This window comes from Thiomicrospira sp. (assembly GCF_014859555.1).
GTDB lineage: Bacteria > Pseudomonadota > Gammaproteobacteria > Thiomicrospirales > Thiomicrospiraceae > Thiomicrospira.
The window spans coordinates 24,783-50,537 of sequence record NZ_JACUTY010000001.1 but is presented as its reverse complement, the minus strand read 5'-3'; the positions used below and the strand labels follow the sequence as shown (position 1 = coordinate 50,537).

Annotated in this window: 39 protein-coding genes; 3 read left to right on the top strand and 36 right to left on the bottom strand. The window is 42.6% G+C overall.

All coding sequences use genetic code 11. The features are described from left to right. Both IBX48_RS00325 and IBX48_RS00320 read right to left on the bottom strand, forming a co-directional pair. Positions 1-399, bottom strand: coding sequence for an acyl-CoA thioesterase (locus IBX48_RS00325; RefSeq protein ID WP_296829319.1), 399 nt, complete (start codon positions 397-399; stop codon positions 1-3). Beyond that, entirely contained in the window at positions 399-1,061 is a 663-nt protein-coding gene (locus IBX48_RS00320; protein ID WP_296829315.1) for an alpha/beta hydrolase fold domain-containing protein, read from the bottom strand. Before IBX48_RS00320 ends, IBX48_RS00325 begins: the two co-directional genes overlap by 1 nt. A gap of 77 nt (positions 1,062-1,138) precedes the next feature. Between IBX48_RS00320 and IBX48_RS00315 the strand changes: the two genes are divergently transcribed. Both IBX48_RS00315 and lysA read left to right on the top strand, forming a co-directional pair. Continuing rightward, complete coding sequence (locus tag IBX48_RS00315) at positions 1,139-1,300, top strand: lipoprotein (protein ID WP_296829311.1); 162 nt, start codon at positions 1,139-1,141, stop codon at positions 1,298-1,300. Between the two features lie 32 nt (positions 1,301-1,332). Beyond that, positions 1,333-2,583 carry a diaminopimelate decarboxylase gene (gene lysA, locus IBX48_RS00310; protein WP_296829309.1) on the top strand — a complete coding sequence of 417 codons (1,251 nt, stop codon included), beginning with the start codon at positions 1,333-1,335 and terminating at the stop codon, positions 2,581-2,583. On the opposite strand, the gene IBX48_RS00305 is transcribed toward lysA, so the two are convergent. Next, positions 2,580-3,689 carry a hypothetical protein gene (locus IBX48_RS00305; RefSeq protein ID WP_296829306.1) on the bottom strand — a complete coding sequence of 370 codons (1,110 nt, stop codon included), beginning with the start codon at positions 3,687-3,689 and terminating at the stop codon, positions 2,580-2,582. The genes lysA and IBX48_RS00305 overlap by 4 nt on opposite strands. Before the next feature lie 186 nt (positions 3,690-3,875). Here IBX48_RS00305 and IBX48_RS00300 point away from each other — a divergent pair, with 186 nt between their 5' ends. After that, positions 3,876-6,446: a methyl-accepting chemotaxis protein gene (locus IBX48_RS00300; RefSeq protein ID WP_296829303.1), complete on the top strand. Its 2,571-nt coding sequence runs from the start codon at positions 3,876-3,878 to the stop codon at positions 6,444-6,446. A gap of 12 nt (positions 6,447-6,458) precedes the next feature. Here IBX48_RS00300 and IBX48_RS00295 read toward each other — a convergent pair whose 3' ends face one another. The 33 genes from IBX48_RS00295 to rpsL all read right to left on the bottom strand — a co-directional run bounded on the left by IBX48_RS00295 (position 6,459) and on the right by rpsL (position 25,747). Beyond that, complete coding sequence (locus tag IBX48_RS00295; RefSeq protein WP_296829300.1) at positions 6,459-7,199, bottom strand: tRNA threonylcarbamoyladenosine dehydratase; 741 nt, start codon at positions 7,197-7,199, stop codon at positions 6,459-6,461. Then, positions 7,186-7,947 carry a TatD family hydrolase gene (locus IBX48_RS00290; RefSeq protein ID WP_296829297.1) on the bottom strand — a complete coding sequence of 254 codons (762 nt, stop codon included), beginning with the start codon at positions 7,945-7,947 and terminating at the stop codon, positions 7,186-7,188. Before IBX48_RS00290 ends, IBX48_RS00295 begins: the two co-directional genes overlap by 14 nt. 18 nt (positions 7,948-7,965) lie before the next feature. Next, complete coding sequence (rplQ, locus tag IBX48_RS00285) at positions 7,966-8,367, bottom strand: 50S ribosomal protein L17 (protein WP_296829294.1); 402 nt, start codon at positions 8,365-8,367, stop codon at positions 7,966-7,968. A 16-nt stretch (positions 8,368-8,383) separates the two neighbouring features. Beyond that, positions 8,384-9,373 (bottom strand): DNA-directed RNA polymerase subunit alpha, encoded by a 990-nt coding sequence (gene rpoA, locus IBX48_RS00280; RefSeq protein ID WP_296829291.1) that lies wholly within the window; start codon positions 9,371-9,373, stop codon positions 8,384-8,386. A gap of 23 nt (positions 9,374-9,396) precedes the next feature. Then, positions 9,397-10,017, bottom strand: coding sequence for a 30S ribosomal protein S4 (gene rpsD, locus IBX48_RS00275; protein WP_296829287.1), 621 nt, complete (start codon positions 10,015-10,017; stop codon positions 9,397-9,399). Between the two features lie 12 nt (positions 10,018-10,029). Beyond that, positions 10,030-10,419: a 30S ribosomal protein S11 gene (rpsK, locus tag IBX48_RS00270; RefSeq protein ID WP_029936106.1), complete on the bottom strand. Its 390-nt coding sequence runs from the start codon at positions 10,417-10,419 to the stop codon at positions 10,030-10,032. 24 nt (positions 10,420-10,443) lie between these two features. Further along, positions 10,444-10,800, bottom strand: coding sequence for a 30S ribosomal protein S13 (rpsM, locus tag IBX48_RS00265; RefSeq protein ID WP_296829281.1), 357 nt, complete (start codon positions 10,798-10,800; stop codon positions 10,444-10,446). Positions 10,801-10,884: 84 nt separating this feature from the next. Beyond that, positions 10,885-12,213: a preprotein translocase subunit SecY gene (gene secY / locus IBX48_RS00260; protein WP_296829277.1), complete on the bottom strand. Its 1,329-nt coding sequence runs from the start codon at positions 12,211-12,213 to the stop codon at positions 10,885-10,887. 2 nt (positions 12,214-12,215) lie between these two features. After that, the gene (gene rplO / locus IBX48_RS00255; RefSeq protein ID WP_296829274.1) at positions 12,216-12,650 is read right to left on the bottom strand and encodes a 50S ribosomal protein L15; all 435 of its coding nucleotides are present in this window, start codon (positions 12,648-12,650) and stop codon (positions 12,216-12,218) included. A gap of 1 nt (position 12,651) precedes the next feature. Beyond that, positions 12,652-12,840, bottom strand: coding sequence for a 50S ribosomal protein L30 (gene rpmD, locus IBX48_RS00250; protein WP_296829271.1), 189 nt, complete (start codon positions 12,838-12,840; stop codon positions 12,652-12,654). A gap of 1 nt (position 12,841) precedes the next feature. Then, positions 12,842-13,351 carry a 30S ribosomal protein S5 gene (gene rpsE, locus IBX48_RS00245; RefSeq protein WP_296829268.1) on the bottom strand — a complete coding sequence of 170 codons (510 nt, stop codon included), beginning with the start codon at positions 13,349-13,351 and terminating at the stop codon, positions 12,842-12,844. A 14-nt stretch (positions 13,352-13,365) separates the two neighbouring features. Next, on the bottom strand, positions 13,366-13,719 hold the full coding sequence (rplR, locus tag IBX48_RS00240) for a 50S ribosomal protein L18 (protein WP_029936118.1): 354 nt from the start codon (positions 13,717-13,719) through the stop codon (positions 13,366-13,368). A 14-nt stretch (positions 13,720-13,733) separates the two neighbouring features. Next, positions 13,734-14,267, bottom strand: a complete 534-nt coding sequence (gene rplF / locus IBX48_RS00235) for a 50S ribosomal protein L6 (protein WP_296829264.1) — start codon at positions 14,265-14,267, stop codon at positions 13,734-13,736. Positions 14,268-14,277: 10 nt separating this feature from the next. After that, the gene (rpsH, locus tag IBX48_RS00230) at positions 14,278-14,673 is read right to left on the bottom strand and encodes a 30S ribosomal protein S8 (RefSeq protein ID WP_296829259.1); all 396 of its coding nucleotides are present in this window, start codon (positions 14,671-14,673) and stop codon (positions 14,278-14,280) included. A gap of 9 nt (positions 14,674-14,682) precedes the next feature. Further along, positions 14,683-14,988, bottom strand: coding sequence for a 30S ribosomal protein S14 (rpsN, locus tag IBX48_RS00225; protein WP_029936123.1), 306 nt, complete (start codon positions 14,986-14,988; stop codon positions 14,683-14,685). A gap of 11 nt (positions 14,989-14,999) precedes the next feature. Further along, on the bottom strand, positions 15,000-15,539 hold the full coding sequence (rplE, locus tag IBX48_RS00220) for a 50S ribosomal protein L5 (RefSeq protein WP_296829255.1): 540 nt from the start codon (positions 15,537-15,539) through the stop codon (positions 15,000-15,002). A 14-nt stretch (positions 15,540-15,553) separates the two neighbouring features. Further along, complete coding sequence (gene rplX / locus IBX48_RS00215; protein WP_296829252.1) at positions 15,554-15,868, bottom strand: 50S ribosomal protein L24; 315 nt, start codon at positions 15,866-15,868, stop codon at positions 15,554-15,556. A gap of 11 nt (positions 15,869-15,879) precedes the next feature. Next, positions 15,880-16,248 carry a 50S ribosomal protein L14 gene (rplN, locus tag IBX48_RS00210; RefSeq protein ID WP_296829249.1) on the bottom strand — a complete coding sequence of 123 codons (369 nt, stop codon included), beginning with the start codon at positions 16,246-16,248 and terminating at the stop codon, positions 15,880-15,882. Between the two features lie 121 nt (positions 16,249-16,369). Then, on the bottom strand, positions 16,370-16,633 hold the full coding sequence (rpsQ, locus tag IBX48_RS00205) for a 30S ribosomal protein S17 (protein WP_296829246.1): 264 nt from the start codon (positions 16,631-16,633) through the stop codon (positions 16,370-16,372). 1 nt (position 16,634) lies between these two features. Then, the gene (rpmC, locus tag IBX48_RS00200) at positions 16,635-16,826 is read right to left on the bottom strand and encodes a 50S ribosomal protein L29 (protein WP_296829243.1); all 192 of its coding nucleotides are present in this window, start codon (positions 16,824-16,826) and stop codon (positions 16,635-16,637) included. Beyond that, the gene (gene rplP / locus IBX48_RS00195; protein WP_029936135.1) at positions 16,827-17,240 is read right to left on the bottom strand and encodes a 50S ribosomal protein L16; all 414 of its coding nucleotides are present in this window, start codon (positions 17,238-17,240) and stop codon (positions 16,827-16,829) included. Positions 17,241-17,254: 14 nt separating this feature from the next. After that, the gene (gene rpsC, locus IBX48_RS00190; RefSeq protein WP_296829238.1) at positions 17,255-17,941 is read right to left on the bottom strand and encodes a 30S ribosomal protein S3; all 687 of its coding nucleotides are present in this window, start codon (positions 17,939-17,941) and stop codon (positions 17,255-17,257) included. A gap of 11 nt (positions 17,942-17,952) precedes the next feature. Then, positions 17,953-18,285, bottom strand: coding sequence for a 50S ribosomal protein L22 (rplV, locus tag IBX48_RS00185; RefSeq protein ID WP_296829234.1), 333 nt, complete (start codon positions 18,283-18,285; stop codon positions 17,953-17,955). Between the two features lie 12 nt (positions 18,286-18,297). Then, positions 18,298-18,573, bottom strand: a complete 276-nt coding sequence (gene rpsS / locus IBX48_RS00180) for a 30S ribosomal protein S19 (RefSeq protein WP_029936141.1) — start codon at positions 18,571-18,573, stop codon at positions 18,298-18,300. Positions 18,574-18,585: 12 nt separating this feature from the next. Further along, on the bottom strand, positions 18,586-19,416 hold the full coding sequence (rplB, locus tag IBX48_RS00175; RefSeq protein ID WP_296829231.1) for a 50S ribosomal protein L2: 831 nt from the start codon (positions 19,414-19,416) through the stop codon (positions 18,586-18,588). Positions 19,417-19,427: 11 nt separating this feature from the next. After that, entirely contained in the window at positions 19,428-19,724 is a 297-nt protein-coding gene (gene rplW, locus IBX48_RS00170; RefSeq protein ID WP_296829228.1) for a 50S ribosomal protein L23, read from the bottom strand. Continuing rightward, positions 19,721-20,341 (bottom strand): 50S ribosomal protein L4, encoded by a 621-nt coding sequence (gene rplD / locus IBX48_RS00165; RefSeq protein ID WP_296829226.1) that lies wholly within the window; start codon positions 20,339-20,341, stop codon positions 19,721-19,723. The genes rplW and rplD overlap by 4 nt, the downstream gene beginning before the upstream one ends. A gap of 10 nt (positions 20,342-20,351) precedes the next feature. Then, complete coding sequence (gene rplC, locus IBX48_RS00160) at positions 20,352-20,987, bottom strand: 50S ribosomal protein L3 (RefSeq protein ID WP_296829223.1); 636 nt, start codon at positions 20,985-20,987, stop codon at positions 20,352-20,354. A 54-nt stretch (positions 20,988-21,041) separates the two neighbouring features. After that, positions 21,042-21,353, bottom strand: a complete 312-nt coding sequence (gene rpsJ, locus IBX48_RS00155; protein ID WP_029936148.1) for a 30S ribosomal protein S10 — start codon at positions 21,351-21,353, stop codon at positions 21,042-21,044. A gap of 109 nt (positions 21,354-21,462) precedes the next feature. Beyond that, on the bottom strand, positions 21,463-22,653 hold the full coding sequence (gene tuf / locus IBX48_RS00150; RefSeq protein ID WP_296829185.1) for an elongation factor Tu: 1,191 nt from the start codon (positions 22,651-22,653) through the stop codon (positions 21,463-21,465). A gap of 24 nt (positions 22,654-22,677) precedes the next feature. Next, positions 22,678-24,780, bottom strand: a complete 2,103-nt coding sequence (fusA, locus tag IBX48_RS00145; RefSeq protein WP_296829218.1) for an elongation factor G — start codon at positions 24,778-24,780, stop codon at positions 22,678-22,680. A gap of 62 nt (positions 24,781-24,842) precedes the next feature. Continuing rightward, entirely contained in the window at positions 24,843-25,316 is a 474-nt protein-coding gene (gene rpsG / locus IBX48_RS00140) for a 30S ribosomal protein S7 (RefSeq protein WP_296829215.1), read from the bottom strand. Positions 25,317-25,369: 53 nt separating this feature from the next. Further along, positions 25,370-25,747: a 30S ribosomal protein S12 gene (rpsL, locus tag IBX48_RS00135; RefSeq protein WP_296829212.1), complete on the bottom strand. Its 378-nt coding sequence runs from the start codon at positions 25,745-25,747 to the stop codon at positions 25,370-25,372. Positions 25,748-25,755: the final 8 nt, after the last annotated feature.

Genomic DNA, 25,755 nt, shown 5'->3' with positions numbered 1-25,755 from the left:
CTAATCGTTTTGCGGAGTAAATAAAGCATCTAATTCAGCCGGAATTTCCGGGCGCCCGCGTGCATTTAAGCCGGTTCCAATTACCCTAGCTTGCATCACTAATTTATCATCATTTGAGCGATAGATATGTTGAATAAATGCAAATTTAAGACGCGACTCGCGAATGCATTCGACCGTTATGTAAAAGTCATCCTGTGGGCGCAACGAGGCTTTGTAGTCTAGCTCGGTTCGGGTAACCACTAAATTAATGCCTTGCGCGCTTAAATCGGCAAAATTGATGTTATTGGCGAGTAGGAATTCATGCCGAGCGTGTTCAAGATAATTTTGATACACACTGTTGTTCACCACCCCTTGAATATCACATTCATAATCGCGTACTCGCATGGTTAAAATAAACATTAGTCGTTTCCTTGCAATAACCGCTGGCGTAACCAGTGGCCAATATATTCAATTTCTTCCAAGCAGACCTGGTGCTGCATATCATAAACCTGCCAATCAATTTGGTAACCTTTGGCACTTAAATCGTCTAGCGCTTTGGCACCCAGTTCAAACGGCACTACCGGATCTAGTCGACCGTGAATCATTAAAATCGGCAGTTCGCGGTGCAAATGAAATTGCTCCACCAACGGGCACCAAGTTGATAACGCCATAATACCACCCAGACTATGGTCGTAACTTAAGCCCGCATGTAAAGCGATCAAACCGCCTTGTGAAAAGCCAGCGAGGATAATGTTTTTTGGGTCAATACCGGCCGCTTCTTGTTGTGCGATGAGTTTATAAACTTGGTGACAGGCGACCCGAATGCCAGCCGAATCCACATCGTTTTGCATATCTAACGAACGAATATCAAACCACGAACGCATATGCATGCCACCGTTGATGGTAACGGGTTGAATCGGTGCGTGTGGAAACACAAACCGAATGGCATGATTTTCTGGTAAGTCTAAGCTGGGTACAATCTCTTCAAAATCATGTCCATCCGCCCCTAAGCCGTGCAGCCAAATCACGGCGGCTTTAGCGGGTTGAGAAGGTTCAACAATAACCGGTAAGAGTTCAGACATATCAATGCGTTCCTAGATTCTGGTAAAATGGCGATCATTTTAACGCGATGGCACTGAATATGAAACGCAAGCGGCTTATGTCTTTACAATTTAAACCGATTTGGTTAGTGGCGGGCTTACTCTCAGCAACCTTTGTGTTGAGTGGTTGCGGCAAAAAAGGCCCATTAAGTTTGCCACAAACCAGCCAGGTCGACACCCATGTGATCGGCCAACATCATTCAACTCAACAGCCTTCCTGAACCCGTTTCTGCGTGCTGTATAAGGATTACCCATGACTGACGTTTTTCACTATCAACAAAATCAGCTAATGGCCGAACAGGTTTCGTTAAACGATTTAGCTAAACAATACGGCACACCGCTGTATGTGTATTCTCGCACCGAGCTAGAAAACCGTTGGCAGGCATTTGACCAAGCCTTTGGTACTCAGCCACATTTGGTATGTTATGCGGTCAAAACCAACTCGAACGTCGCTGTTTTACAGGTGTTGGCACATTTGGGTTCGGGCTTTGATATTGTTTCGCAAGGCGAACTTGAACGCGTATTACGTGCCGGCGGCCAAGCCGACAAGGTGGTGTTTTCGGGCGTGGCCAAAAAAGAATCCGAAATTGAACGTGCGCTGGAAGTCGGCATTCGCTGTTTTAATGTTGAATCCCATGCGGAGTTGGATCGCATTCAAACGGTTGCGCAACGCGTGAATAAAATCGCACCCATCTCGATTCGGGTGAACCCAGATGTCGATGCCAAAACCCATCCTTACATTTCGACTGGTTTGAAAGAAAACAAGTTTGGTGTCGATATTCTCACCGCACCGGAGCTTTATCAAACCGCCTCAGACTATTCTCATATCAAAGTCATCGGCATAGATTGCCATATTGGTTCGCAATTAACCGAAGTGCGTCCGTTTGTGGATGCGTTAAAGAAGGTGTTGCAACTTAAACAGCGCTTAGCCGATATGGGGATTGAGATTCATCATTTGGATTTAGGCGGTGGCCTGGGGATTCGTTATACCGACGAAAACCCACCTGAGATTGCCGATTATATTAAGGCGTTATTAAACGAATTGAATGATCCAAGTATTGAAGTAATTATCGAACCGGGTCGTGCAATTGCGGGCAATGCTGGGGTGTTAGTAACCGAGGTCGAATACTTAAAGCCGTCAGACCATAAACATTTTGCAATTATTGATGCAGCAATGAACGATTTAATTCGTCCAGCCTTATACCAAGCCTATCAACAAATTATTCCACTCAATCCGCGTACTGATGGCCTGGAGGCGAGTTGGGACTTAGTTGGCCCGGTGTGTGAAACCGGCGATTTTTTAGGCAAAGATCGCACACTTAATTTAAAAGCCGGTGATTTGCTGGCGGTCTTATCGGCAGGCGCTTATGGTTTTACCATGAGTTCGAACTACAATACGCGCCCACGTGCGGCCGAAGTGATGGTGCAGAAGCACCAGGCCTGGTTGGTGCGTCCGCGTGAAACTTATCAAGACTTAATGGGTTCGGAAAAACTACTCGACTAAGCTTTATTTAAATTTACTAACCACAACTCGACCTGCGCTTGTAATGCGGCGCTGGCGAGTTGGTTTTGTGCTTGGCGCAAACGTTGAACTTTCGCTTGTTCACCTGAGTTATCCAGTAACAATCCCACCAACTCCCCTTCAAACAACCAAGCCCATAATTGCAGATTTGATTGAGGATAATCCAACCACCAGGCCTGGTTCTGTTGTCGGCTTAGAGCTTGCCATTGATTGGGCTGAGTTAACTGTTGTGGTTCGGTCGATAACGCCAGTTCAATCGACGCAGCCTGCTGATCTAACGTTTGAGTTAACCAGGCCTGGTATAAGGTTTCGACTTCCACCAAATAGCGACAGTCTCCAATTTTACGCGTAACCTCCGCTTCTCCAATAAATTCAGCCAGTCGATAAACATCCTCTAATAAGGCAATCATGGATTTGCATTGCATGGGTCGACAAGGCATACGGGCTAAACTCTGGTGCAAACGTTGGCCAATTAGTTCTGGAAAACGGGCCGCCAAGGACAACGCCATCGAGTTGATGCGTGGTAAAATTTGTAATGAATTTAAGCGCCGCTCATCTAATAAACACACCTGAACCTGCTCAAGCAGTTCGTTATTAACCACACGTAATCGCAAGTTACACAGAAACTTGAGGGTTTCGGTTTTTCCCGGCCAGCCCAGCTTTGCGACCATATCAATTCGTTTGGCTTGAAAAAGTGCCACCCGCTCAGCCTCCGTCAAAGGCGCACGTATTAATTCCCACGCCAATAAAGGCGCATGATCCAATAACTCCAACATCTGTGGATAACGCCCGGCATAATGCAGCAAACTCAGTTGGTGGCTGGGAAATAACTGACAACTTTCCACCACCCACTTTGGAATCTGTTGTAACCAAAAACGTAATTCACTGTGGATTGACCAACTCAACACATCTAAAGCGGGGGCATACTGTGGAATAGGTTCGGCCGACAACATCATTTGATCCCAGCTCGGCAGGCGCAATACCCCCTTGTCAGGCCAAATTTGACGCAAGTCCAACCAAAGCACTTGCTCTTCCATATCCCAATAAAGTTTGCGTGATAATAAGCGGCTGATTGGGCTGGGTTTCAATTTCTCTAACCTGTCTAGTAAATGGCGAAACAGTATAACAATTTATACAAATACAAACGACAGCCTTCCCAACCTGATGCAAATCAAGTTTTATGCTTATAAACCAACAACATACCAATGAATCATAATTTATTAGCATAAAATAATTTCTTACTAAATCTAACTGAGTGGCTATCGGAGAATCTTATGAGACAAAATCTACCCGTAACCCAACAACAAAAACTGATTCCTGTAAACTATCGTCTAGTCTCACGCACCGATATCGATGGCACTATTGTTGAAGCCAATGATGAGTTTATAGAAATTAGCGGCTATACCGAATCCGAATTAATTGGACAGCCACACAACTTGTTGCGCCATCCTGATGTGCCACCTGCGGTGTTTAAAGATATGTGGCAAACCCTGCAATCAGGTGAAGGCTGGACTCAGATTGTTAAAAACCGTGCAAAAAATGGCGATCATTATTGGGTAAAAGCCAATGTAGCGCCCGTCAAACAACAAGACCAAATCACCGGTTATATTTCGGTACGTATGCCCGCCACTGAAGCTGAAATTGCACTCGCCACCTCAGTTTACCCCTTAATTCACCATGGCCAACTGGTTATTAAAAAGGGCCAGGTTTTTAGTCCTTTACAAGCCAAGCTGGATAAACTCAATCCATTTAAAAAATGGTCCTTATTAACCAAGCTGAGTTTAGGAAATGTGCTGTTATTGGGTTTGGCGGTTTGGGTCGTTAGTTGGATGCATGCTAGCGGGTTAGACCAACTTAATCAAACCAATGCACCAGGCCTGGTGGCGGACCAATTACTCACCCAACTAAGCTGGTTCAGCATTTTATTGCTGGTGATTTTATCCGCCTACTTTGCGATCATGAATTATATGTTGGTTTCTCGGCCGTTGCGAGCATTGCAAAAAATTATGCAATGCTCACAGCGCACGGGTGATTTAAGTGTGCGTGCGGTCATTAAAAACCAAGATGAAATTGGCCAGTTAGCACGCACTTACAATCAACAAATGCAAAATATGCAGGTGGCAATTGGCGAAACAGGGCGTATGTTATCTGCGATTTCCCACGGTAAACTCAACGCCAACACGAGCATTCCAATGCAAGGCGATTTTGATTTACTTAAAGCCAGCACCAATTTGGCCACTCAGGCGATGCGCCAGACGACTGAAGAAATTACCAAAGTGCTGCATGAGATTCGAAATGGTAACTTTAGCTATGAATCCAACACACAGTTACAAGGTGATTATCAGCAAGCAGTAGAATATGGTCAAACCGCAATGGTGACTTTGAAAGGCGTGTTTTTTGAAGTCAATGAGTTAATGGATCAGGTGTCCGAAGGCTATTTCGAAAAACGTATTCATGCCGAAGCTCAGGGCGAATTAAAACACTTAAAAGACACCATTAATCAGACTCTAGATCAGCTTGAAAAAGCAATTGGTGAAACCACCCAGGTGATGGTCGCGCAAGGTTCTGGCGACTTAACCAAACGTATCCACCTCCCCCTACATGGCACCTTAAGCATCCTAAAAGATGGGGTGAACAATGCCACTGCAAACGTATCCAGTTTAATGTCTCAATCTAACTTTTCCGTGTTGCGTTTATCAGAAGGCACCAATCGCATTTCGGTCGGCATTCAGGACCTAGCCCAGCGTACTCAGCAACAAGCCGCCTCACTGGAAGAAACTGCGGCCAGTATGGAGCAAATCACATCCACTATCCGCCAAACAGCCGAGAATGCGCAACAAGCCCAAGGCCTGTCTGACCAATCACGCCGTGAGGCCTCTAATGCCAATCAGGTCGTGAAACAAACCATTGATGCGATTCATGAAATCAATGACTCCAGCAGTAAAATCGGGGAAATCACCAACCTAATTGACAGCATTGCCTTCCAAACTAACTTGCTGGCCTTGAATGCCGCGGTTGAAGCCGCCAGAGCCGGTGATCATGGCCGTGGCTTTGCTGTCGTCGCCTCAGAAGTGCGCAGCTTGGCACAAAAATCAGCGGAAGCCGCTAAACAAATTAAAACCCTGATTGATGATACCTTAATCAAAGTTAAGCAAGGCACGGAACTCGCCAATCAATCTGGTCAAGCCATTGATGTGATAAATCAATCTATCGAACAAGTTAGTCAAATTATTGGCGAAATCAACCAAGCGACCACCGAACAATCTCAAGGGGTTGAACAGGTCAATAATGCGATTGCTTCAATTGATACGGCAACTCAACAAAATGCGGCACTGGTTGAAGAAACCGCACAACAAACCCAACAAATGGCACGTTATGCGGCTGAAGTCATTGAGTTGTCGAAAATGTTTAAGATAGATTTAAAAGCCATTAACTTTGAAACAGCCATGCAAACAGGGCAGTTTGCCTTTGCACAAGCACGCAGAGCCCATCAGCAATGGAAAGGCCTGATTACCGCTTATATTGCGGGCATGGATGTTGGATTAAATTTTGAAGCCGCCACCAATCATACTAAATGCGGGTTAGGTAAATGGTTCTACAGCACTGAAGGCCAAAAATACGCTAACTTACCAGAAATGCAACAGGTAGAGAAATGGCATGCTGAGCTGCATAAAACGATCAAACGAATCCTAACTGCGCATGAAAACCAGGACATGGCTTTAATTGAAGACGAGTTTATAAAGCTAGATGAATGTAGTGAGCAGGTGATTAAATATTTAACCTCGGCTGAACTAGCGGTTAAGAACTTGGAGCCGGCTCAATCAAAATCCTTGAGCCATAAATAAAACCAGATAACACTAATTTGGCTGAGACAGTTTTTGCACCACCAGGCCTGCTAGCATTAAACCGAAAATACCCGGCATATAGCTGGCCGTACCATTTACAACTCGGCCCCTTGCGCCATCAATGGCTTCAAATGGGCCTGGGTCTTTGGGTAGCTCCGATGAAAATATCACCGGAACGCCCTTTTTTATACCCAACTTTCTTAAACGTTGACGCATGACTCGCGCCAAGCCGCAACCGTGGGTTTGGCTTATATCCGTAATCGCGATTTTAGATGGGTCAATACGCCGCCCAGCCCCCATACTCGATACAACAGCTACCTGTTGGATATAAGCCTGTTCAACCAAAGCCACTTTGCAGTTTAAACTATCAATCGCATCCACCACAAAATCAAAACCGGATCCTACCAGGCCTGGCATGGCTTCAGGCGATAAAAACTCGGCTATTTTATTAACCTGACAATTCGGATTGATATCCAATAAACGCTCAGCCATAACATCAACTTTAAGACGCCCAATAGTGGAATTCAGCGCAACTATCTGGCGGTTTTTATTTGACACTGAAACCTTGTCATGATCAACCAAGGTAATCTTACCTACCCCAGCTCTAACTAAGGCTTCCGCCACAAAACCACCAACCCCGCCGACACCCGCAACCAGAACATGACTCTGATTTATTCGGCACATTTCATCATCACTAAATACCAAGCGGCTGCGTTCATAAAGCGGATCGGCTAAAAGATCATAACAATTCATTTAATTTAAAACTCTCAATTGCATTATTGGTTGTAATTTCTGATACATTGTTTAAGTCGATATTCTTAATTTGGCTGATCCTAGTCGCTATTAATGGCAACATTTTGAGATCACCTTGCCTACCATCCGGATAAGCTATATTTGGCGCGTCGGTTTCCAAAACCAAAGACTCAATAGGCATATTTTTAATCAAATTATGATAACGCGGCGCATTATCTCTTAGGATTAAACCATTTACACCTATTTTTAGACCCAACTTAGAAAACCGATTGGCTTGCTCCAAACTTCCCGGAAAACTATGAATTGCACCTTGCACTGGGTAACTTACTAATAAATCGAAGAGTGCATCATAAGCTTTAACTAAATGAAGTGAAACTGATAAGTCATTATCATAAGCAAAACTTAATTGAGCTTCTAAAACTTCGATTTGCTGTGATCTAGTATGTTTATATGCGTCTGAAAAATCTAAACCCATCTCTCCCATAATTCGAGCATTTTTTGACTGGATATAACCAAATATTAAATTAAGCTCATCCAATGACGTATCCTTGACAAACCAGGGATGTAAACCACAAGCTGTAAAAATCAGATTTGGCGCGTTTATAGTAAACGTGTGATTTGATTGGCAAGATTGAAAATCAGTAGAAACAGAAATTACGGGGTGATGAATTTCGTCGGCAGAAAAATTGAGTTGGGGCAGGTGAGCGTGAGTATCAATTAACATAACTATGAATAAAAAGACCGACATTAAGTCGGTCTTTTAGAGTTAAGCTTCTTCTGATGCTTCAGTAGGAGCTTGAACTTTTGCCACTGGACGATCAACCAGTTCAACAATCGCCATCGGCGCATTGTCACCAGGGCGGTATCCACACTTAAGAATGCGGATATAACCACCTGGACGAGACTGGTAACGAACACCTAGGTCAGTAAATAGCTTGCCAACCGCCGCTTTATCACGAAGACGTGAAAAAGCTAAACGACGGTTATGAACACTATCTTCCTTAGCTAAGGTGATCAATGGCTCTGCGATAGAACGCAATTCTTTAGCTTTAGCAACCGTTGTTTTGATCACTTCATGCTCAATCAATGAAGCTGACATGTTTTTAAACATGGCTTTACGGTGCGAGCTATTGCGATTTAGTTTACGACCACTCTTACGATGACGCATAATAGCTTCCTTTTACTTACGCTGACTCTTTACTCACCAAGCTAGATGGCGGCCAGTTTTCTAATTTAGTACCTAAACTCAATCCTCTTTGCGCTAAGACATCTTTAATCTCTTGCAAAGATTTCTTACCCAGATTTGGCGTTTTCAACAAGTGACCTTCACTACGTTGAACCAAATCACCAATATAATAGATCTGTTCTGCTTTTAGACAATTCGCAGAACGAACTGTTAACTCAAGATCATCTACTGGTTGTAAGAAAATAGGATCAAACTCATTTTCTTCTTCTTGTGGTGCTGAAATTTCTTGATGCTTCAAATCAACAAACGCATTTAACTGATAATGCAATACTGTCGCGGCTTGCTTAATTGCATCCTCAGGATCCAATGTGCCGTTAGTAACAACATCAAGTATCAATTTATCAAGGTCAGTACGCTGTTCAACACGAGCATTTTCAACTTCATAACTTACGGTATGAACCGGACTAAAACTCGCATCTAATCGTAAAGCACCAACCTGTGTTGAGTTTGAAGGATCAGCTTGAACCGCAGCACGATAGCCAATACCCTTCTCTACATTCAAGGTCATCGATAGCTCTGCACCCTCACTGATGTGAGCTATGATGTGGTCTGGATTACAGATTTCCACATCATGATCAACAGAAATATCTTTCGCTCTTACAACAGCAGGTCCAAATTTTTTCAGAACTAACTGAGCGCTATTTTTTGCGTTCAACTTGATCGACACTTCTTTAAGGTTAAGTAGGATTTCTAAAACATCCTCTCTTACACCTTCAATAGTTGAGTACTCATGTAGTACTCCATCTATCTGAGCTTCTACAATCGCAGCACCAGGCATAGATGATAAAAGAATACGTCTTAGAGCATTACCAAGTGTATGACCAAAACCACGTTCAAGCGGTTCTAAAGTCACACGACTATGGGTAGGACTCAATCTCTTGATGTCAACAAGACGTGGGGTCAACAACTGTTCTAACATCTCTTGCATCAGGTGTTATCTCCGTTTATAGACTACTTAGAGTAAAGCTCAACAATCAAGTTTTCCGAAATTTCAGCCGGAAGATCACTACGATCTGGAACAGATTTAAATGTTCCTTGGAAAGCTTTAGGATCTACTTCAACCCATGAAATCGAACTCATTTTGGAGGCCAACTCTAATGCTGATGCGATACGAGTTTGATTACGTGCTTTTTCACGAACACTGACTACATCACCAGCTGAAACTTCAAATGATGGAATGTTAACCGTACCACCATTTACTTGAATCGATTTATGCGAAACAAGTTGACGAGCTTCAGCACGTGTACTCGCAAACCCCATACGATAGACAACATTGTCTAAACGACTTTCTAGGATTTGTAACAAGTTAACACCTGTAGAACCTTTACGACGATCCGCTTCTTTATAATAAAGTCGGAATTTCTTTTCTAATACGCCATAAATACGTCTAACTTTTTGCTTTTCTCGCAACTGAGTACCGTATTCAGTAACACGTGTACGACGAGCGCCATGTTGACCAGGAACTTGATCAATTTTACACTTTGACTCAATGCTTCTAGCACCACTCTTTAAAAATAAGTCAGTGCCTTCACGACGCGCGAGCTTACATTTTGGACCAATATATCTTGCCATGAACTTATATCCTTAAACACGACGTTTTTTAGATGGACGGCATCCATTGTGAGGAATCGGAGTTACATCAGAAATCGATGTAATCTTGAAGCCTGCACTGTGCAAACCACGAACAGCTGAGTCACGACCTGGACCAGGTCCTTTCACCATAACGTCCATATTCTTTACACCGTACTCATGAGCCATTTGGCCAGCACGCTCTGCAGCAACCTGAGCCGCAAAAGGAGTACTTTTACGAGACCCACGGAAACCACTGCCACCAGCTGTAGCCCAGCACAATGCATTACCTTGACGATCAGTAATCGTCACAATTGTATTATTGAAAGAAGCATGAACGTGCGCAACGGCATCGTTTATTACTTGCTTGACTTTCTTTTTAACACGCGTATTTGCTTTTGCCATAATTATTCTCGCAGGTTATGCGGTTTATCTCTTAATAGGTTTCTTTGGACCTTTACGGGTGCGCGCATTTGTTTTAGTGCGCTGACCACGTAATGGCAAGCTACGACGGTGACGAATGCCACGGTAGCAACCCATATCCATTAGACGTTTAATGTTCATAGAAACATCACGTCTTAAGTCACCTTCAATTTTGTATTTAGCTACTTCATCACGTAGCTTTTCCAACTGTGCTTCAGTCAACTCACGAACTTTTGTTGCAGGATCAAGATCTGCAGAAACACAAAGGTTCTGAGCAGTTGTTTGTCCTACACCATAGATCGATCTTAAGCCGATAACAATATGCTTGTTAAGCGGTAAATTTACGCCGGCAATACGAGCCATTTTGACGCTCCCCTAAAATCCGTCTAGAAAAACGAGTGATTATACTCGTTTTCTCGTTGAAATACTAGATAAATAGTTGACTTTCTATTTACCTTTCAAATTTGCTTTTTTCATCATACTTTCATACTGACCAGACATAAGCTGAGCCTGTATTTGCGTCATAAAATCCATAACAACAATTACAATAATCAGCAGCGATGTACCGCCAAAGTAGAAAGGTACATTCCAATATAGTATTAAGAACTCTGGCAGCAAACATACGGCTGTAATGTAAACAGCACCCGCTAAAGTCAATCGACCCATAATAGTGTCAATATAACGAGCTGTTTGTGGACCTGGACGAATGCCGGGTAAAAATGCACCAGATTTTCTTAAATTATCAGCTGTTTCTTTTGGATTAAATACAATCGCTGTATAGAAAAAGCAAAAGAAGATAATGGCCAATGCATAGAAAAACACATACAAGGGCTGCCCAGGTGCAAGTGTTGTTGCTAAATCTTTAAGCCAACCTAAGTTTTCTGAAGCACCAAACCAACCACCCAAACTGGCGGGGAATAAGATGATACTTGATGCAAAAATAGGTGGGATTACACCAGCCATATTGAGCTTCAAGGGTAGATGCCCTTCCTGCCCACCATACAACTTACGTCCACGCATACGTTGTGCATAATGCACTGGTATTCTTCGTTGTCCACGTTCCACAAACACCACAAAAGCTGTAACGGCCGCTACAAGTAACAACAATACAACTACTGTCAAAGCATGTAAGGCACCTGTATGAACTTGTTCCAACGTACCACCTAATGCAGATGGTAGACCAGCTACAATACCTGCAAAGATAATCAAAGATATACCATTACCAATGCCACGCTCAGTAATTTGCTCACCAAGCCACATTAGAAATATTGTCCCACTAACAAGTGTAACAACGGTCGTAAGCATAAACATATGACCTGGATTAACAACAACCGGCATTCCATTGATATTCTGAGCCTGCAAAGCAATAGAAACACCAATTGCTTGGAACGTAGCCAAAACAACGGTACCCATTCTTGTGTACTGAGTTATTTTGCGACGACCTTGCTCACCTTCTTTTTTTAACTGTTCCAATGTAGGAGAAACAACCGTCAAGAGTTGCATAATAATTGCAGCTGAAATATAAGGCATTATACCCAGCGCAAGTATTGAGAGACGCTCTAAAGCACCACCCGAGAACATATTAAACATGTCCAAAATGGTGCCTCTTTGTTGCTCAAACATTGCCGCTAATGCTATAGGGTCAATTGATGGTACTGGCACATGCGTTCCAAGACGGAAAACAATTAATGCACCAAGCACAAACAATAAACGTGACTTTAAGTCACCCCAACCTTTACTAGCGCTACCTGATTGACTTAAAGAAGGATTATTCATACTTACTCTTCAACACTTCCACCGGCAGAAAGAATCGCGGCTTTTGCACCAGCGGTTACTTTTATACCAGAAAGTTTTACAGATTTAGTTAACTCGCCAGAGTTAATAACCTTAACATTTTTTATTTTTTCACTTACTAAATTACTAGCTTTTAATGAAGCTAAATCAATAGTAGCTGCCTCAATATTATTCAAAGCATCCAAGCGAATCTCTGTCGAATATTTTGCTTTCAAAGAAGTAAAGCCAACTTTTGGCAATCTACGCTGGATTGGCATCTGACCGCCTTCAAAACCAACCTTATGAAAACCACCAGAACGAGACTTTTGACCTTTATGACCACGTCCGCCCATTTTCCCTAAGCCTGAACCTTGTCCACGACCTACGCGTCTTCTTTCTTTGTTTGAGCCCTCTGCAGGCGTTAATGTATTTAAAAACATTTTACGCTTCCTCTACTTTAAGCAGATACGACACTTTATTGATCATTCCACGATTTTCGGGGCTATCAATAACGGAAACCGTATGGTGCATTCTACGTAAACCTAGTCCAGCTACACAAGCTTTATGTGCAGGTAAACGTCCGATTGTACTTTTGACAAGGGTAACCTTAACAAGTTTCTTATCCGCCATATTATTCACCCGTAATATCTTTTAAGTTTTTACCGCGTTTAGCAGCAATAAAATCAGGTGTATGCATTGATGTTAATGCATTAACGGTAGCACGCACGACATTAACTGGTGTTGTTGTACCAATACATTTTGCCAATACATTTTTAACGCCTGCTGCTTCTAGAACAGCACGCATTGAACCACCTGCAATTACACCAGTACCTTCTGAAGCAGGGAGCATTACAATCTTTGCTGCACCTTGTTCAAAACTAATAGGGTACTCTAATGTACCTGACTTTAAGTGTACATCTCTCATGTTACGACGAGCCTGTTCCATTGCTTTTTTAATCGCAATAGGAACTTCACTGGCTTTACCACTACCAAAACCAATGCGACCATCACCATCACCTACTACAGTAAGTGCTGAGAAAGAAAATACACGTCCACCCTTTACAACTTTTGCAACTCGGCGAACAGAAACCAATTTTTCAATGTATCCGTCCTGACCATCTTGTAATTCTTGTGAAGACATATAATACCCTTATCTTAAAACTCTAGTCCGTTCGCACGTGCGGCATCAGCCAGCACCTGAACGCGTCCATGGTATTTAAAACCTGAACGATCAAAAGCAACTTTAGTTACACCAGCTGTTTTTGCTTTTTCAGCAATTACTTTACCAACTAGCTCCGCAGCTTCTTTATTACCACTGAACTTTACTTTACTTTTTACATCCGCCTGAACCGTTGAACTAGTAGCAAGTACTGTCGATCCGTCTGCAGAAATCAGCTGTACATAAATATGCTTAGGTGTGCGGTTAACACACAAACGAGGCATATTTAATTCACTAATTTTTGCACGTGTCTTTTTGGCTCTACGGAGTCTAGCTTGTTTGCTATCCATATCTACTCCCAACCTTATTTCTTCTTAGCTTCTTTTCGCAGAATTCTTTCATCTGCATACTTAATACCTTTGCCTTTATAAGGCTCAGGCGGACGATAACCGCGAACTTCAGCTGCAACTTGACCAACGGCTTGTTTATCAGCCCCTTTAATCACAATTTCAGTTTGGCTAGGTGTCTCAGCCGTTACACCAGCTGGTAGCTGGTGAGCTACAGGGTGAGAAAAGCCAAGTGTTAAATTAATAACATTACCTTGCACTTGAGCTCTATAACCTACACCAACTAGCTGTAATTTTTTCTCAAAGCCCTGGCTTACACCAATAACCATATTATTAATTACAGATCGAGCCGTACCAGCTTGTGCCCACCCATCAACTACACCAGACTTTGGTGTAAAACTAACAACACCGTCAGCCTGATCAATATTGACTGATGAGTTTAATGAAAAACTTAGTGAACCATTCGAACCTTTAACAGTAACTTCTGAACCTTTAACATTCAGTTCCACACCTTTTGGCAGGGTGATCGGAGATTTTGCTACTCTAGACATACATACTCTCCTAAGCTACATAGCAAATAATCTCACCGCCAACACCTTGCATACGTGCATCGCGATCAGACATAATGCCTTTTGAGGTTGAAACTACAGCCACACCTAAGCCACCAATAACTTTTGGTAGTTCATCTTTGTTTTTATAAACACGTAAACCTGGACGGCTCACACGTTTAAGCATTTCAATGACAGGCTTCCCTTGATAATATTTCAAATCGACCGATAAAATAGACTTTCCGTCAGTATCTTTAACGTCAAATGAAGAAACATAACCTTCATCTACTAGCAGTTTTGCCAAAGAAGCTTTCACCTTTGAAGAAGGCATAGAAACTTTTGCATGACCTGCTAGTTGGCCGTTACGAATACGCGTTAGCATATCGGCGATTGGATCAGACATACTCATAATTTAATCCTACCAACTTGCTTTTCTTAAACCAGGAACATCGCCCTGCATTGCATATAAACGTAGCATATTACGCGACAAACCAAATTTTCTATAAACACCATGTGGTCTACCGGTAATTTTGCAACGACGCTGTTGTCTTACTGGCGATGCATTTCTTGGAAGCTTCGCTAGCTTATCCATAGCTTCCATACGTTCATCATATGAAAGCGACATATCTACAGATGTTTTTTTGAGTAACGCACGCTTTTCAGCATACTTTGCAACCATTTGCTCTCGCTTGGTTTCACGTTCTCTCATTGAAGTTTTAGCCATGAGAAACCTCTCTATTTCTTAAACGGAAAATTAAAGGCTTCCAATAAAGCCTTAGCTTCTGCATCGGTGCCTGCATTGGTTGCGATATTAATATCCATACCTCGCATCATATCAACCTTTTCAAACTCTATTTCTGGGAAGATAATCTGCTCTTTAACACCTAGCGTATAGTTTCCACGACCGTCAAATGCTTTTGGATTTACCCCACGGAAATCTCTTACACGTGGTAAAGCAATATTAATTAAACGATCCAAGAACTCATACATCTTTTCGCCACGTAAAGTAACTTTACAACCGATAGGCCATCCTTGACGAACTTTAAAACCAGCCACCGATTTACGAGCTAAAGTCTTGACAGGCTTTTGACCAGCGATCAACTGCATGTCCGCCAAAGCATTATCTAAAACTTTTTTATCCGCCAACGCAGCACCAACGCCCATGTTAATAGTAATTTTTGTTACTTTTGGCGCCTGCATAACAGATTTGTATCCAAACTGTTCAACCAGCTTATTCACAACCTGATCTTTATAAACTTGTTTTAATCTTGCCATCTCTCTAACCTAATTTAAGCATCAACTGCTTTATCTGTAGACTTGAAGTAACGTACCTTAATATCATTTTCGATACGGTAACCGATACGATCAGCCTTTTGGGTTTCTGGGTTAAAAAGTGCCACATTTGAAACATGAATAGGCATCTCTTTAGCAACAATCCCGCCTTGGGCACCCGTCATAGGGTTTGATTTAGTATGTTTCTTTACCAAATTAACACCGTCAACGAGCACGCGGCTGTCATCGATCAATTTAGAAACCGTACCTTTTTTACCCTTATCTTTGCCTGCAGTGATGACAACTTCATCACCTTTTTTTAAACGATTCACAACTAATCTCCTTATAAGACTTCAGGAGCCAAAGAAACTATTTTCATGAACTTTTCAGTACGAAGTTCCCTAGTTACTGGTCCAAAGATACGTGTTCCGATTGGTTCTTTTTTATTATTAAGAATCACAGCTGCGTTGTCATCGAATTTGATCAGAGAACCATCTTGACGTCTTACACCCTTAGCTGTTCTTACAACTACGGCATCATAAACATCACCTTTCTTGACCTTACCACGAGGCGCTGCTTCTTTCACAGACACTTTAATAATGTCACCAACACTTGCGTAGCGGCGCTTTGAGCCACCCAAAACCTTGATGCACTGCACACGCTTTGCACCACTGTTATCAGCGACCTCAAGTATTGTTTGCATTTGAATCATAGCGGTACTCCATTTGCTATAAAACCGCGAAAAAAATAATCTTAACACAAAAACCGCTGAATGACTAGTTCCAAATGGCTTGGTCATTCCAGCGGTAGAAAAACTAATCTAAGATCAATCTTTAGATTTTAGCTTTCTCTTCAACCTTGACTAAAGTCCAAGATTTGCGTTTTGATAATGGACGGCATTCCATAATTGTAACTCTGTCACCAACATTACAAATATTATCAGCATCATGCGCCATAATTTTTGTAGATTTTTTGACATACTTTTTATATTTTGGATGCTTTATATATCTTTCAGTCAGCACAACAATAGAACAATCCATTCCATTACTGGAGACAACCCCAGATAGTGTGCGGGCTTTAGTATTTTCTACTGACATTTTAATTACTCACTTTTTCACGCATGATGGTTTTTACTCTCGCAATTGAGCGTCTTACTGACTTCAATCTTGACGAGTTGGCCAATTGACCAGTCGCATGCTGCATTCTTAAGTTAAACTGTTCTTTAAGGAGCGACATTAATTCTTCATTAAGTTGCTCAGCTGTTTTTTCTCTTAATTCTAGTGCAGACATTTACATCACCGTTCTTGTTACAAACTGAGTTTTAAAAGGCAGTTTTGCAGCGGCTAGGCTAAAAGCTTCACGTGCTAATACTTCATTTACACCCTGAACTTCGTATAAAACACGGCCAGGTTGAATCTGGGCAACCCAGTATTCTACACTACCTTTACCTTTACCCATACGAACTTCTAATGGTTTACTTGTAATTGGCTTATCTGGAAACACACGAATCCAAATTTTACCGCCTCTCTTAATATGACGAGTCATCGCACGACGTGCTGATTCGATTTGGCGTGAAGTCAGTCTACCGCGCTCAGTAGCCTTAAGACCGAATTCACCAAAGCTTACTTTACTTCCACTTTGTGCCAAACCACGATTACGTCCCTTTTGAACTTTTCTGAATTTGGTACGCTTAGGCATTAACATGGTTACAAATCCTTTTATTTACGGCTTTTCTTGGCTTTAGGTTGCTTTTGGCTATCCCCAGAAAGAGACATTTTGCCAAGTTTCTCACCATGGAAAATCCAAACTTTTACGCCGATTTTTCCATAAGTGGTATCAGCCTCGAATATTGAATAATCAATATCAGCACGGAAAGTATGTAAAGGTACACGACCTTCACGATACCATTCAGTTCGGGCAATTTCAGCACCGTTTAAACGTCCTGCAAGAGCAACCTTAATACCCTGAGCTCCTAAACGCATAGCATTTCCAACAGCACGCTTCATAGCGCGGCGAAACTGAATACGTTTTTCTAGTTGCTGAGCAATACTCTCTGCAACTAACTTTGAATCCAACTCAGGCTTTTTAATTTCTTCTATATTAATATTGACCGGCAAGCCTGTCTTTTTCATTAAAGATGCTTTTAGTTTTTCGATGTCTTCGCCTTTTTTGCCGATAACAACACCTGGTCTTGCCGTATGAATAGTTACACGTATTCCATTTGCAACGCGCTCAATATGTATCTTGCTAACTGATGCATGTTTTAACTGCTCATTTAATTCTTTGCGTATTTCAATATCGCTAACTAAAAAATCAGAGTAGTTTTTACTATCCGCATACCAGCGAGCATTCCAATCTTTAGTAATACCAAGACGGATACCGATAGGATGTACTTTTTGACCCATTCTGGCTCTCCTTATTTTTCGCTTACAGTAACGGTTATGTGACTCATTCGCTTAATAATGCGATTTCCACGGCCTTTTGCACGCGCACGCATGCGCTTCATTAATGGGCCTTCATCAACATAAACTGCTGTTACTTTAAGCTCATCAACATCGGCACCTTCATTATTTTCTGCATTAGCAATCGCAGAATTTAACACTTTTTTCATTAGGTCTGCTGCTTTTTTACCACTAAAGGTTAGAATATTTACAGCTGACTCTACATCTTTTCCTCTAATAAGATCCGCTACTAAGCGAGCTTTTTGAGGAGAGATGCGAGCGAATTTATGTGTTGCACTTACTTGCATTTTATTCTCCTATTAGCGCTTAGCTTTCTTATCAGCTACGTGACCACGGTAGGTACGAGTCATAGAAAACTCACCTAACTTATGACCAACCATATTTTCAGAAACAAAAACTGGGATATGTTCTTTCCCATTATGCACCGCAATTGTTAAACCAATCATATCAGGAAGAATCATTGATCTTCTTGACCAGGTTTTAATTGGACGCTTGTTACCAGATTCTTGTGCCTCAATCACTTTTTTGGCTAAGTGATGATCTACAAAAGGTCCTTTTTTAACTGAACGTGGCATTTATGTCCTTCCTTATTTACTATTTCTACGGCGCACAATCATATTATTAGTACGCTTGTTGCTTCTAGTTTTCTTACCTTTAGTCGGGACACCCCATGGCGTTACAGGATGACGGCCACCTGAAGTACGACCTTCACCACCACCATGCGGGTGATCAACTGGGTTCATAGCAACACCACGAACCGTCGGGCGAACACCACGCCATCTTTTAGCGCCGGCCTTACCTAGCTTACGCAAGCTATGTTCCGCATTACCAACTTCACCAACAGTTGCACGACATTCAATATGGATTTTACGCATTTCACCAGAGCGAAGTTTTAGCAGAACGTAAGAACCTTCTTTACCAGCAATCTGAACGTATGCACCAGCACTACGAGCAATTTGAGCACCTTTACCAGGACGCATTTCAACACCATGAACAACTGTACCAACCGGAATATTTCTTAATGGAAGCGTATTACCAACCTTAATTGGAACACCTGCTCCAGACTCAACCGTATCGCCAGCTTGAAGATTTTTGGGCGCTAAAATGTAAGCACGCTCACCGTCTGCATACAGAATTAACGCAATATTTGCAGTGCGGTTTGGATCATACTCAAGGCGTTCTACAGTTGCAGGAATGCCATCTTTAGTACGCTTAAAATCCACTAAACGGTAGTGACGCTTATGCCCACCACCCTGGTGACGCACAGTAATACGCCCAGTGTTGTTACGACCACCTTTTCTAGACTTTTTTTCTAATAGCGGCGCATATGGCTCACCTTTATGCAAGGTTGGCTCAACAATACGAACTACAAAACGCTGTCCAGGAGAAGTTGGTTTAGATTTTTTTATAATCGCCATATTCTAACTCCTTATTCGCCAGATACAAAGTCAAGTTCTTGACCGGCACTTAGTCTAACAATTGCTCTACGCGAACCGTTTCTTGTACCAGTACGCCCCTTAAACATTTTGCGCTTACCTTTTTGGTTAAGCACATTCACAGATTCAACTTTCACATTAAAGAGGCTTTCAACAGCAAGCTTAACTTCAACTTTGGTTGCATCAGGAGATACTTTAAAAACATACTGAGAAGCTTTCTCGGCCATCATGGCACTTTTTTCAGATACATGTGGAGCCAATAATACTTTTAATAAACGCTCATTACTCATGCGAACTTCTCCTCTAACTGCTTGATAGCACCTTGAGTCATAACCACACTCTTGAAGCCAACTAAGCTTAATGGATCAACTGAAGCAGCATCACATACATCTGCGTGATAAATGTTACGTGAAGATAAATATAGATATTCATCAAATGCTTCCGTAACAACCAAGACATCAGTCACACCAAGTGATTGTAATTTTGCCTTAAAATCGCGTGTCTTTGGTGCGTCGACTTTAAAATCATCAACAATAACCAACCTACCCGAACGATTTAACTCAGAAAGTATTGAGCGCATCGCACCGCGATACATCTTCTTATTTACCTTCTGTGAAAAGTCACGGTTATGCCCCGGAAAAGCACGACCACCGCCAACCCAAATAGGGCTGCGAATAGTACCTGCACGGGCACGACCAGTTCCTTTTTGACGCCAAGGCTTAATCCCACCACCGCGTACTTCAGCACGAGTTTTTTGAGATTTTGTTCCAGAGCGTGCACCAGCCATGTAAGAAACAACAACTTGATGCACTAGAGATTCATTAAAATCCACACCAAAAACAGCGTCTGATACACCAACCTTACCATTCTCTTTGCCAGTGGCCAATTCGATCATCTTTAATTCCATTGTGCCCACCTTACTTAATTGCTTTTCGTACGAAAACAGTGCTGCCTTTTGCACCAGGGACTGCACCCTTGATGAGCAACAATCCGTTCTCTACATCAACACGAACCAAATCAAGATTCAAAGTAGTTTGACGTGCGTCACCCATGTGACCAGCCATCTTCTTACCTTTGAATACACGACCTGGAGTCTGGTTCTGACCAATTGAACCTAGCACACGGTGAGACAATGAGTTACCGTGAGTAGCATCTTGAGTTCTAAAGTTATGGCGCTTAACACCACCTTGAAACCCCTTACCTTTTGTCGTACCAGTCACATCAACCACAGATACTTCAGAGAATTTTTCTACCGTTATTTCTGAACCCAGTTCAAAATCAGCAAGCTCTTCCGCTGACAAACGAAACTCCCAAAGGCCTGTGCCAGCCTCAACTCCCGCCTTGGCGAAATGTCCAGCTTTTGGTTTGTTTATACGACCCGCGTGTTTTGATCCAGCTGTTACCTGAATTGCAGAATAACCTTCACCTTCTACAGTTTTGATCTGCGTAACACGATTTGGTGCGACCTCTACCACAGTCACAGGAATAGAAACACCTTCTTCATTAAAGATGCGTGTCATTCCTACTTTTTTTCCAACGACACCAATATTCATTTTGCTACCTCTTATTATTGAAATCAGCCATTACGATTGATGGCTTCAATTTGCTTAACGCAATTCCAACTGAACATCAACACCCGCTGCCAAATCAAGCTTCATCAACGCATCAACCGTTTTATCGGTTGGATCGACAATATCCAACATGCGCTTGTGTGTACGAAGCTCGTATTGATCACGCGCATCTTTGTTTACGTGCGGAGACACCAAAATTGTAAAACGTTCTTTACGTGTTGGCAGCGGAATAGGACCTCGTACTTGCGCCCCAGTTCTTTTAGCTGTTTCCGTAATCTCTTTTGCAGATTGATCAATTAAACGATGATCAAATGCTTTTAAGCGAATACGTATGTTTTGTGTTGCCATAGACCACTTCTCGCTATATAAAAAAAATAAAAGCAGCAGACTACTGGTAGCCCACTGCTAATTAAGGTTGCGAATTTTACTTCAATCTTAAGAAATAATCAAGCTTTGATTATTTCAAGATTTTAGAAACGACACCCGCACCAACTGTACGACCACCTTCACGGATCGCGAAACGCAAACCTTCGTCCATCGCGATCGGGTTGATTAAGGTGATTGTCATCTGAATGTTATCACCTGGCATTACCATTTCGACACCTGATGGTAATTCACATGCACCCGTAATATCGGTTGTACGGAAGTAGAACTGTGGACGGTAGCCATTGAAGAATGGAGTGTGACGTCCACCTTCTTCTTTTGACAATACGTACACTTCACCTTCAAACTGGGTGTGTGGTGTAATTTTGCCAGGGTGACTTAGTACTTGACCACGTTCAACGTCTTCACGCTTGGTACCACGTAGTAGTACACCCACGTTATCGCCCGCTTCACCTTGGTCTAGTAACTTACGGAACATTTCTACGCCGGTAACGGTTGTTTTTTGTGTGTCACGAATACCTACGATTTCGATTTCTTCACCAACCTTAACAATACCGGTTTCAATACGTCCGGTTACAACCGTTCCACGACCTTGGATAGAGAATACGTCTTCTACTGGCATTAGGAATGGCTTATCTGTTTCACGCATTGGCGTTGGGATGTATTCGTCTAGGGCGGCTACTAGTCTTTCAATCGCTGGCACACCAATGTCTGATGTATCGCCTTCAATTGCTTTTAGTGCTGAACCTTTGATTACTGGTGTGTCGTCACCCGGGAAGTCGTAGTCTGATAGAAGTTCACGAACTTCCATCTCTACCAATTCCATCAATTCTTCGTCATCAACCATGTCCGCTTTGTTTAGGAACACAACAATGAAAGGCACACCAACTTGACGTGATAACAAGATATGCTCACGTGTTTGTGGCATGGGGCCGTCAGCAGCAGAACATACTAGAATCGCACCATCCATCTGCGCCGCACCGGTGATCATGTTTTTTACATAGTCGGCGTGACCTGGGCAGTCTACGTGTGCGTAGTGACGAGTTTCTGACTCATACTCTACATGGGATGTAGAGATGGTAATACCACGTGCTTTTTCTTCTGGTGCGTTATCAATCTGGTCGTAACCTCTTGATTCGCCACCAAACTTCTTACCTTGCACAATGGTTAGCGCCGCAGTCAATGTAGTTTTACCATGGTCAACGTGACCAATCGTGCCTACGTTTACATGTGGCTTGTTACGTTCAAACTTAGCTTTTGCCATTTTAAAAACCCTCTAAAATTAAAATTAAGAACCTTTTTTCGCTTTCGCGATAATTTCTTCTTGGACAGATGATGGTGCATCTGCATACTTTTTGAATGTCATGCTATAGCTAGCACGGCCCTGAGTTAATGAGCGAACATTGGTTGCATAACCAAACATTTCTGACAAAGGTACTTCTGCCTTAAGCTGTTTACCACTTGGAATATCTTCCATTCCCTGAATCATACCGCGGCGGCGGTTAAGGTCACCCATAACATCGCCCATATACTCTTCAGGAGTAACAACCTCGACAGCCATAATTGGTTCTAAAATGACAGGCTTCGCACTTTGTACACCATTCTTAACACCCATAGATGAAGCAACTTTAAATGCCATTTCATTAGAGTCAACGTCATGATAGGAACCATCGAACACGGTTACCTTGACGTCTACAACTGGATATCCTGCAATTACGCCATTTTCTAACTGTTCCTTAGCACCCTTCTCAACCGCACCAATGTATTCGCGAGGTACAGCACCACCAACCACCGCATTAACAAAAGTAAAGCCAGTACCTGGCTCTTGAGGCTCAATACGTAATACAACGTGACCATATTGACCGCGACCACCAGATTGACGTACAAACTTACCCTCGGCCTCAACAGACTGCTTAATCGTTTCACGGTAAGAAACCTGTGGCGCACCTACATTCGCCTCAACATTGAATTCACGCTTCATACGGTCAACAATGATATCTAAGTGCAACTCACCCATGCCGGAAATAATGGTCTGACCTGTCTCTTCATCTGTACGAACACGAAATGAAGGGTCTTCCGCTGCAAGTTTCTGCAGGGCAATACCCATTTTTTCTTGGTCAGCCTTTGTTTTAGGCTCTACAGCAATAGAGATTACAGGCTCTGGGAACTCCATACGCTCTAAAGTGATCCTATTTTCCAAATCACAAATAGTATCACCTGTCGTTACATCTTTAAGACCAACAACACAGCCGATATCACCCGCACGAAACTCCTTTACTTCCTCTCGGGAATTAGCATGCATTTTAATCAAACGGCCAGCGCGCTCTTTTTTACCCTTAACAGGATTATATATAGAATCGCCAGAACTAATCACACCTGAGTAAACGCGAACGAATGTAAGCGTGCCCACAAACGGATCAGTCATAATCTTGAATGCCAAGGCCGCAAAAGGCTCGTCATCAGACGATTTACGAGTAGCTGGGGTTTCATCTTCTAAAACACCCTCAATTGCAGGCACATCAATTGGCGAAGGGAAATATTCGATTACGCCATCCAACAAAGCCTGAACACCCATATTTTTGAAGCTCGAACCGCAGAACATAGGGATAATTTCGTTATTAATACAACGCGTGCGAATACCAAGCTTTATTTGATCTTCAGTAAGCTCACCACCATTAAGGTAAATATCCATGAACTCTTCACTAGCCTCAGCGGCTGACTCAACCATTTCATCATGATACTTCTGACATTCAGCCAACATCTCAGCCGGAATATCTTCATAAGTGAACGTCATACCTTGAGAATCTGCATCCCAGTAGATGGCTTTCATCTTAACCAGATCAACAACACCCCTAAAATTATCCTCTGCACCAATAGGCAACTGCATAGGAACAGGTACTGCACCAAGACGCGTTTTGACTTGCTCTACGACGTGTAAAAAGTTAGCGCCAGCACGGTCCATTTTATTGACATAACCCATTCTAGGTACGCCGTACTTATCAGCTTGACGCCAAACTGTCTCAGACTGAGGCTCAACACCACCTACAGAGCAGAACGCTGTAACAGCTCCATCCAAAACTCGAAGTGAACGCTCCACTTCGATGGTGAAGTCAACGTGACCAGGAGTATCAATAATGTTAATTTGATGCTCTGGGAACTGCTTAGCCATGCCCAACCATGTACAAGTGGTGGCTGCGGAAGTGATGGTAATACCACGCTCCTGCTCCTGCTCCATCCAATCCATAGTTGCGCCGCCGTCATGCACTTCGCCAATTTTGTGTGAACGACCTGTATAAAACAAAATACGCTCTGTAGTTGTTGTTTTACCTGCATCGATGTGCGCCATAATACCGATATTACGGTAACGCTCTAAAGGAGTTTTACGTGCCACTTTACTAACCTTTTACTTTGATTTGTTGAAACGATAAAGGCCCCAAAGGGCCTTGTCAGATATTACCAACGGAAATGCGAGAATGCCTTATTGGCTTCTGCCATTCTGTGTGTATCTTCTTTCTTCTTAACTGCAGAACCGCGATTATCAAGAGCATCATTTAGCTCACCAGCTAAGCGAAGCATCATACCTTTCTCGCTGCGCTTACGTGCCGCTTCAACAATCCAACGCATAGACAATGCTACTTTTCTTTCAGGGCGCACTTCTACCGGCACCTGGTAAGTTGCACCACCAACACGGCGTGACTTTACCTCAACCAAAGGGCCTACATTCTCAAGAGCTTCTCTTAAAAATGCCGCGTGCTCTCCACCCTTACGACGCTCAACAACCTTATCCAAAGCATCATAAACAATTTTTTCAGCTACTGCTTTTTTACCGCTAACCATAATCATGTTAACAAACTTAGTTAACGTCACATCACCAAACTTAGGGTCTGGTAATACCAATCTTTTTGGTATTTCTCTTCTTCTTGCCATTCTTACATCTTCCGGTTTAGGAAATAAAAATTGCTAACGTATGTCAAAAGGGCTTATTTACCTTTTGGACGCTTAGCACCGTACTTAGAACGACCTTGTTTACGCTCATTTACGCCAGAGCAATCTAATGCACCGCGAACTGTATGATAACGCACACCAGGCAAATCCTTAACACGCCCACCACGAATCAAAATCACCGAGTGTTCCTGCAAGTTATGACCTTCACCACCAATATAGGTTGAAACTTCAAAACCGTTAGTTAAACGAACACGCGCGACTTTACGCAAGGCTGAGTTAGGCTTTTTAGGGGTTGTTGTATAAACACGCGTACAAACACCGCGACGCTGTGGACAAGACTCCAAAGCAGGTACGGCTGATTTTTTAACTTTGTCTTTACGCGGCTTACGAACCAACTGGTTTATTGTAGCCATTAAAACTT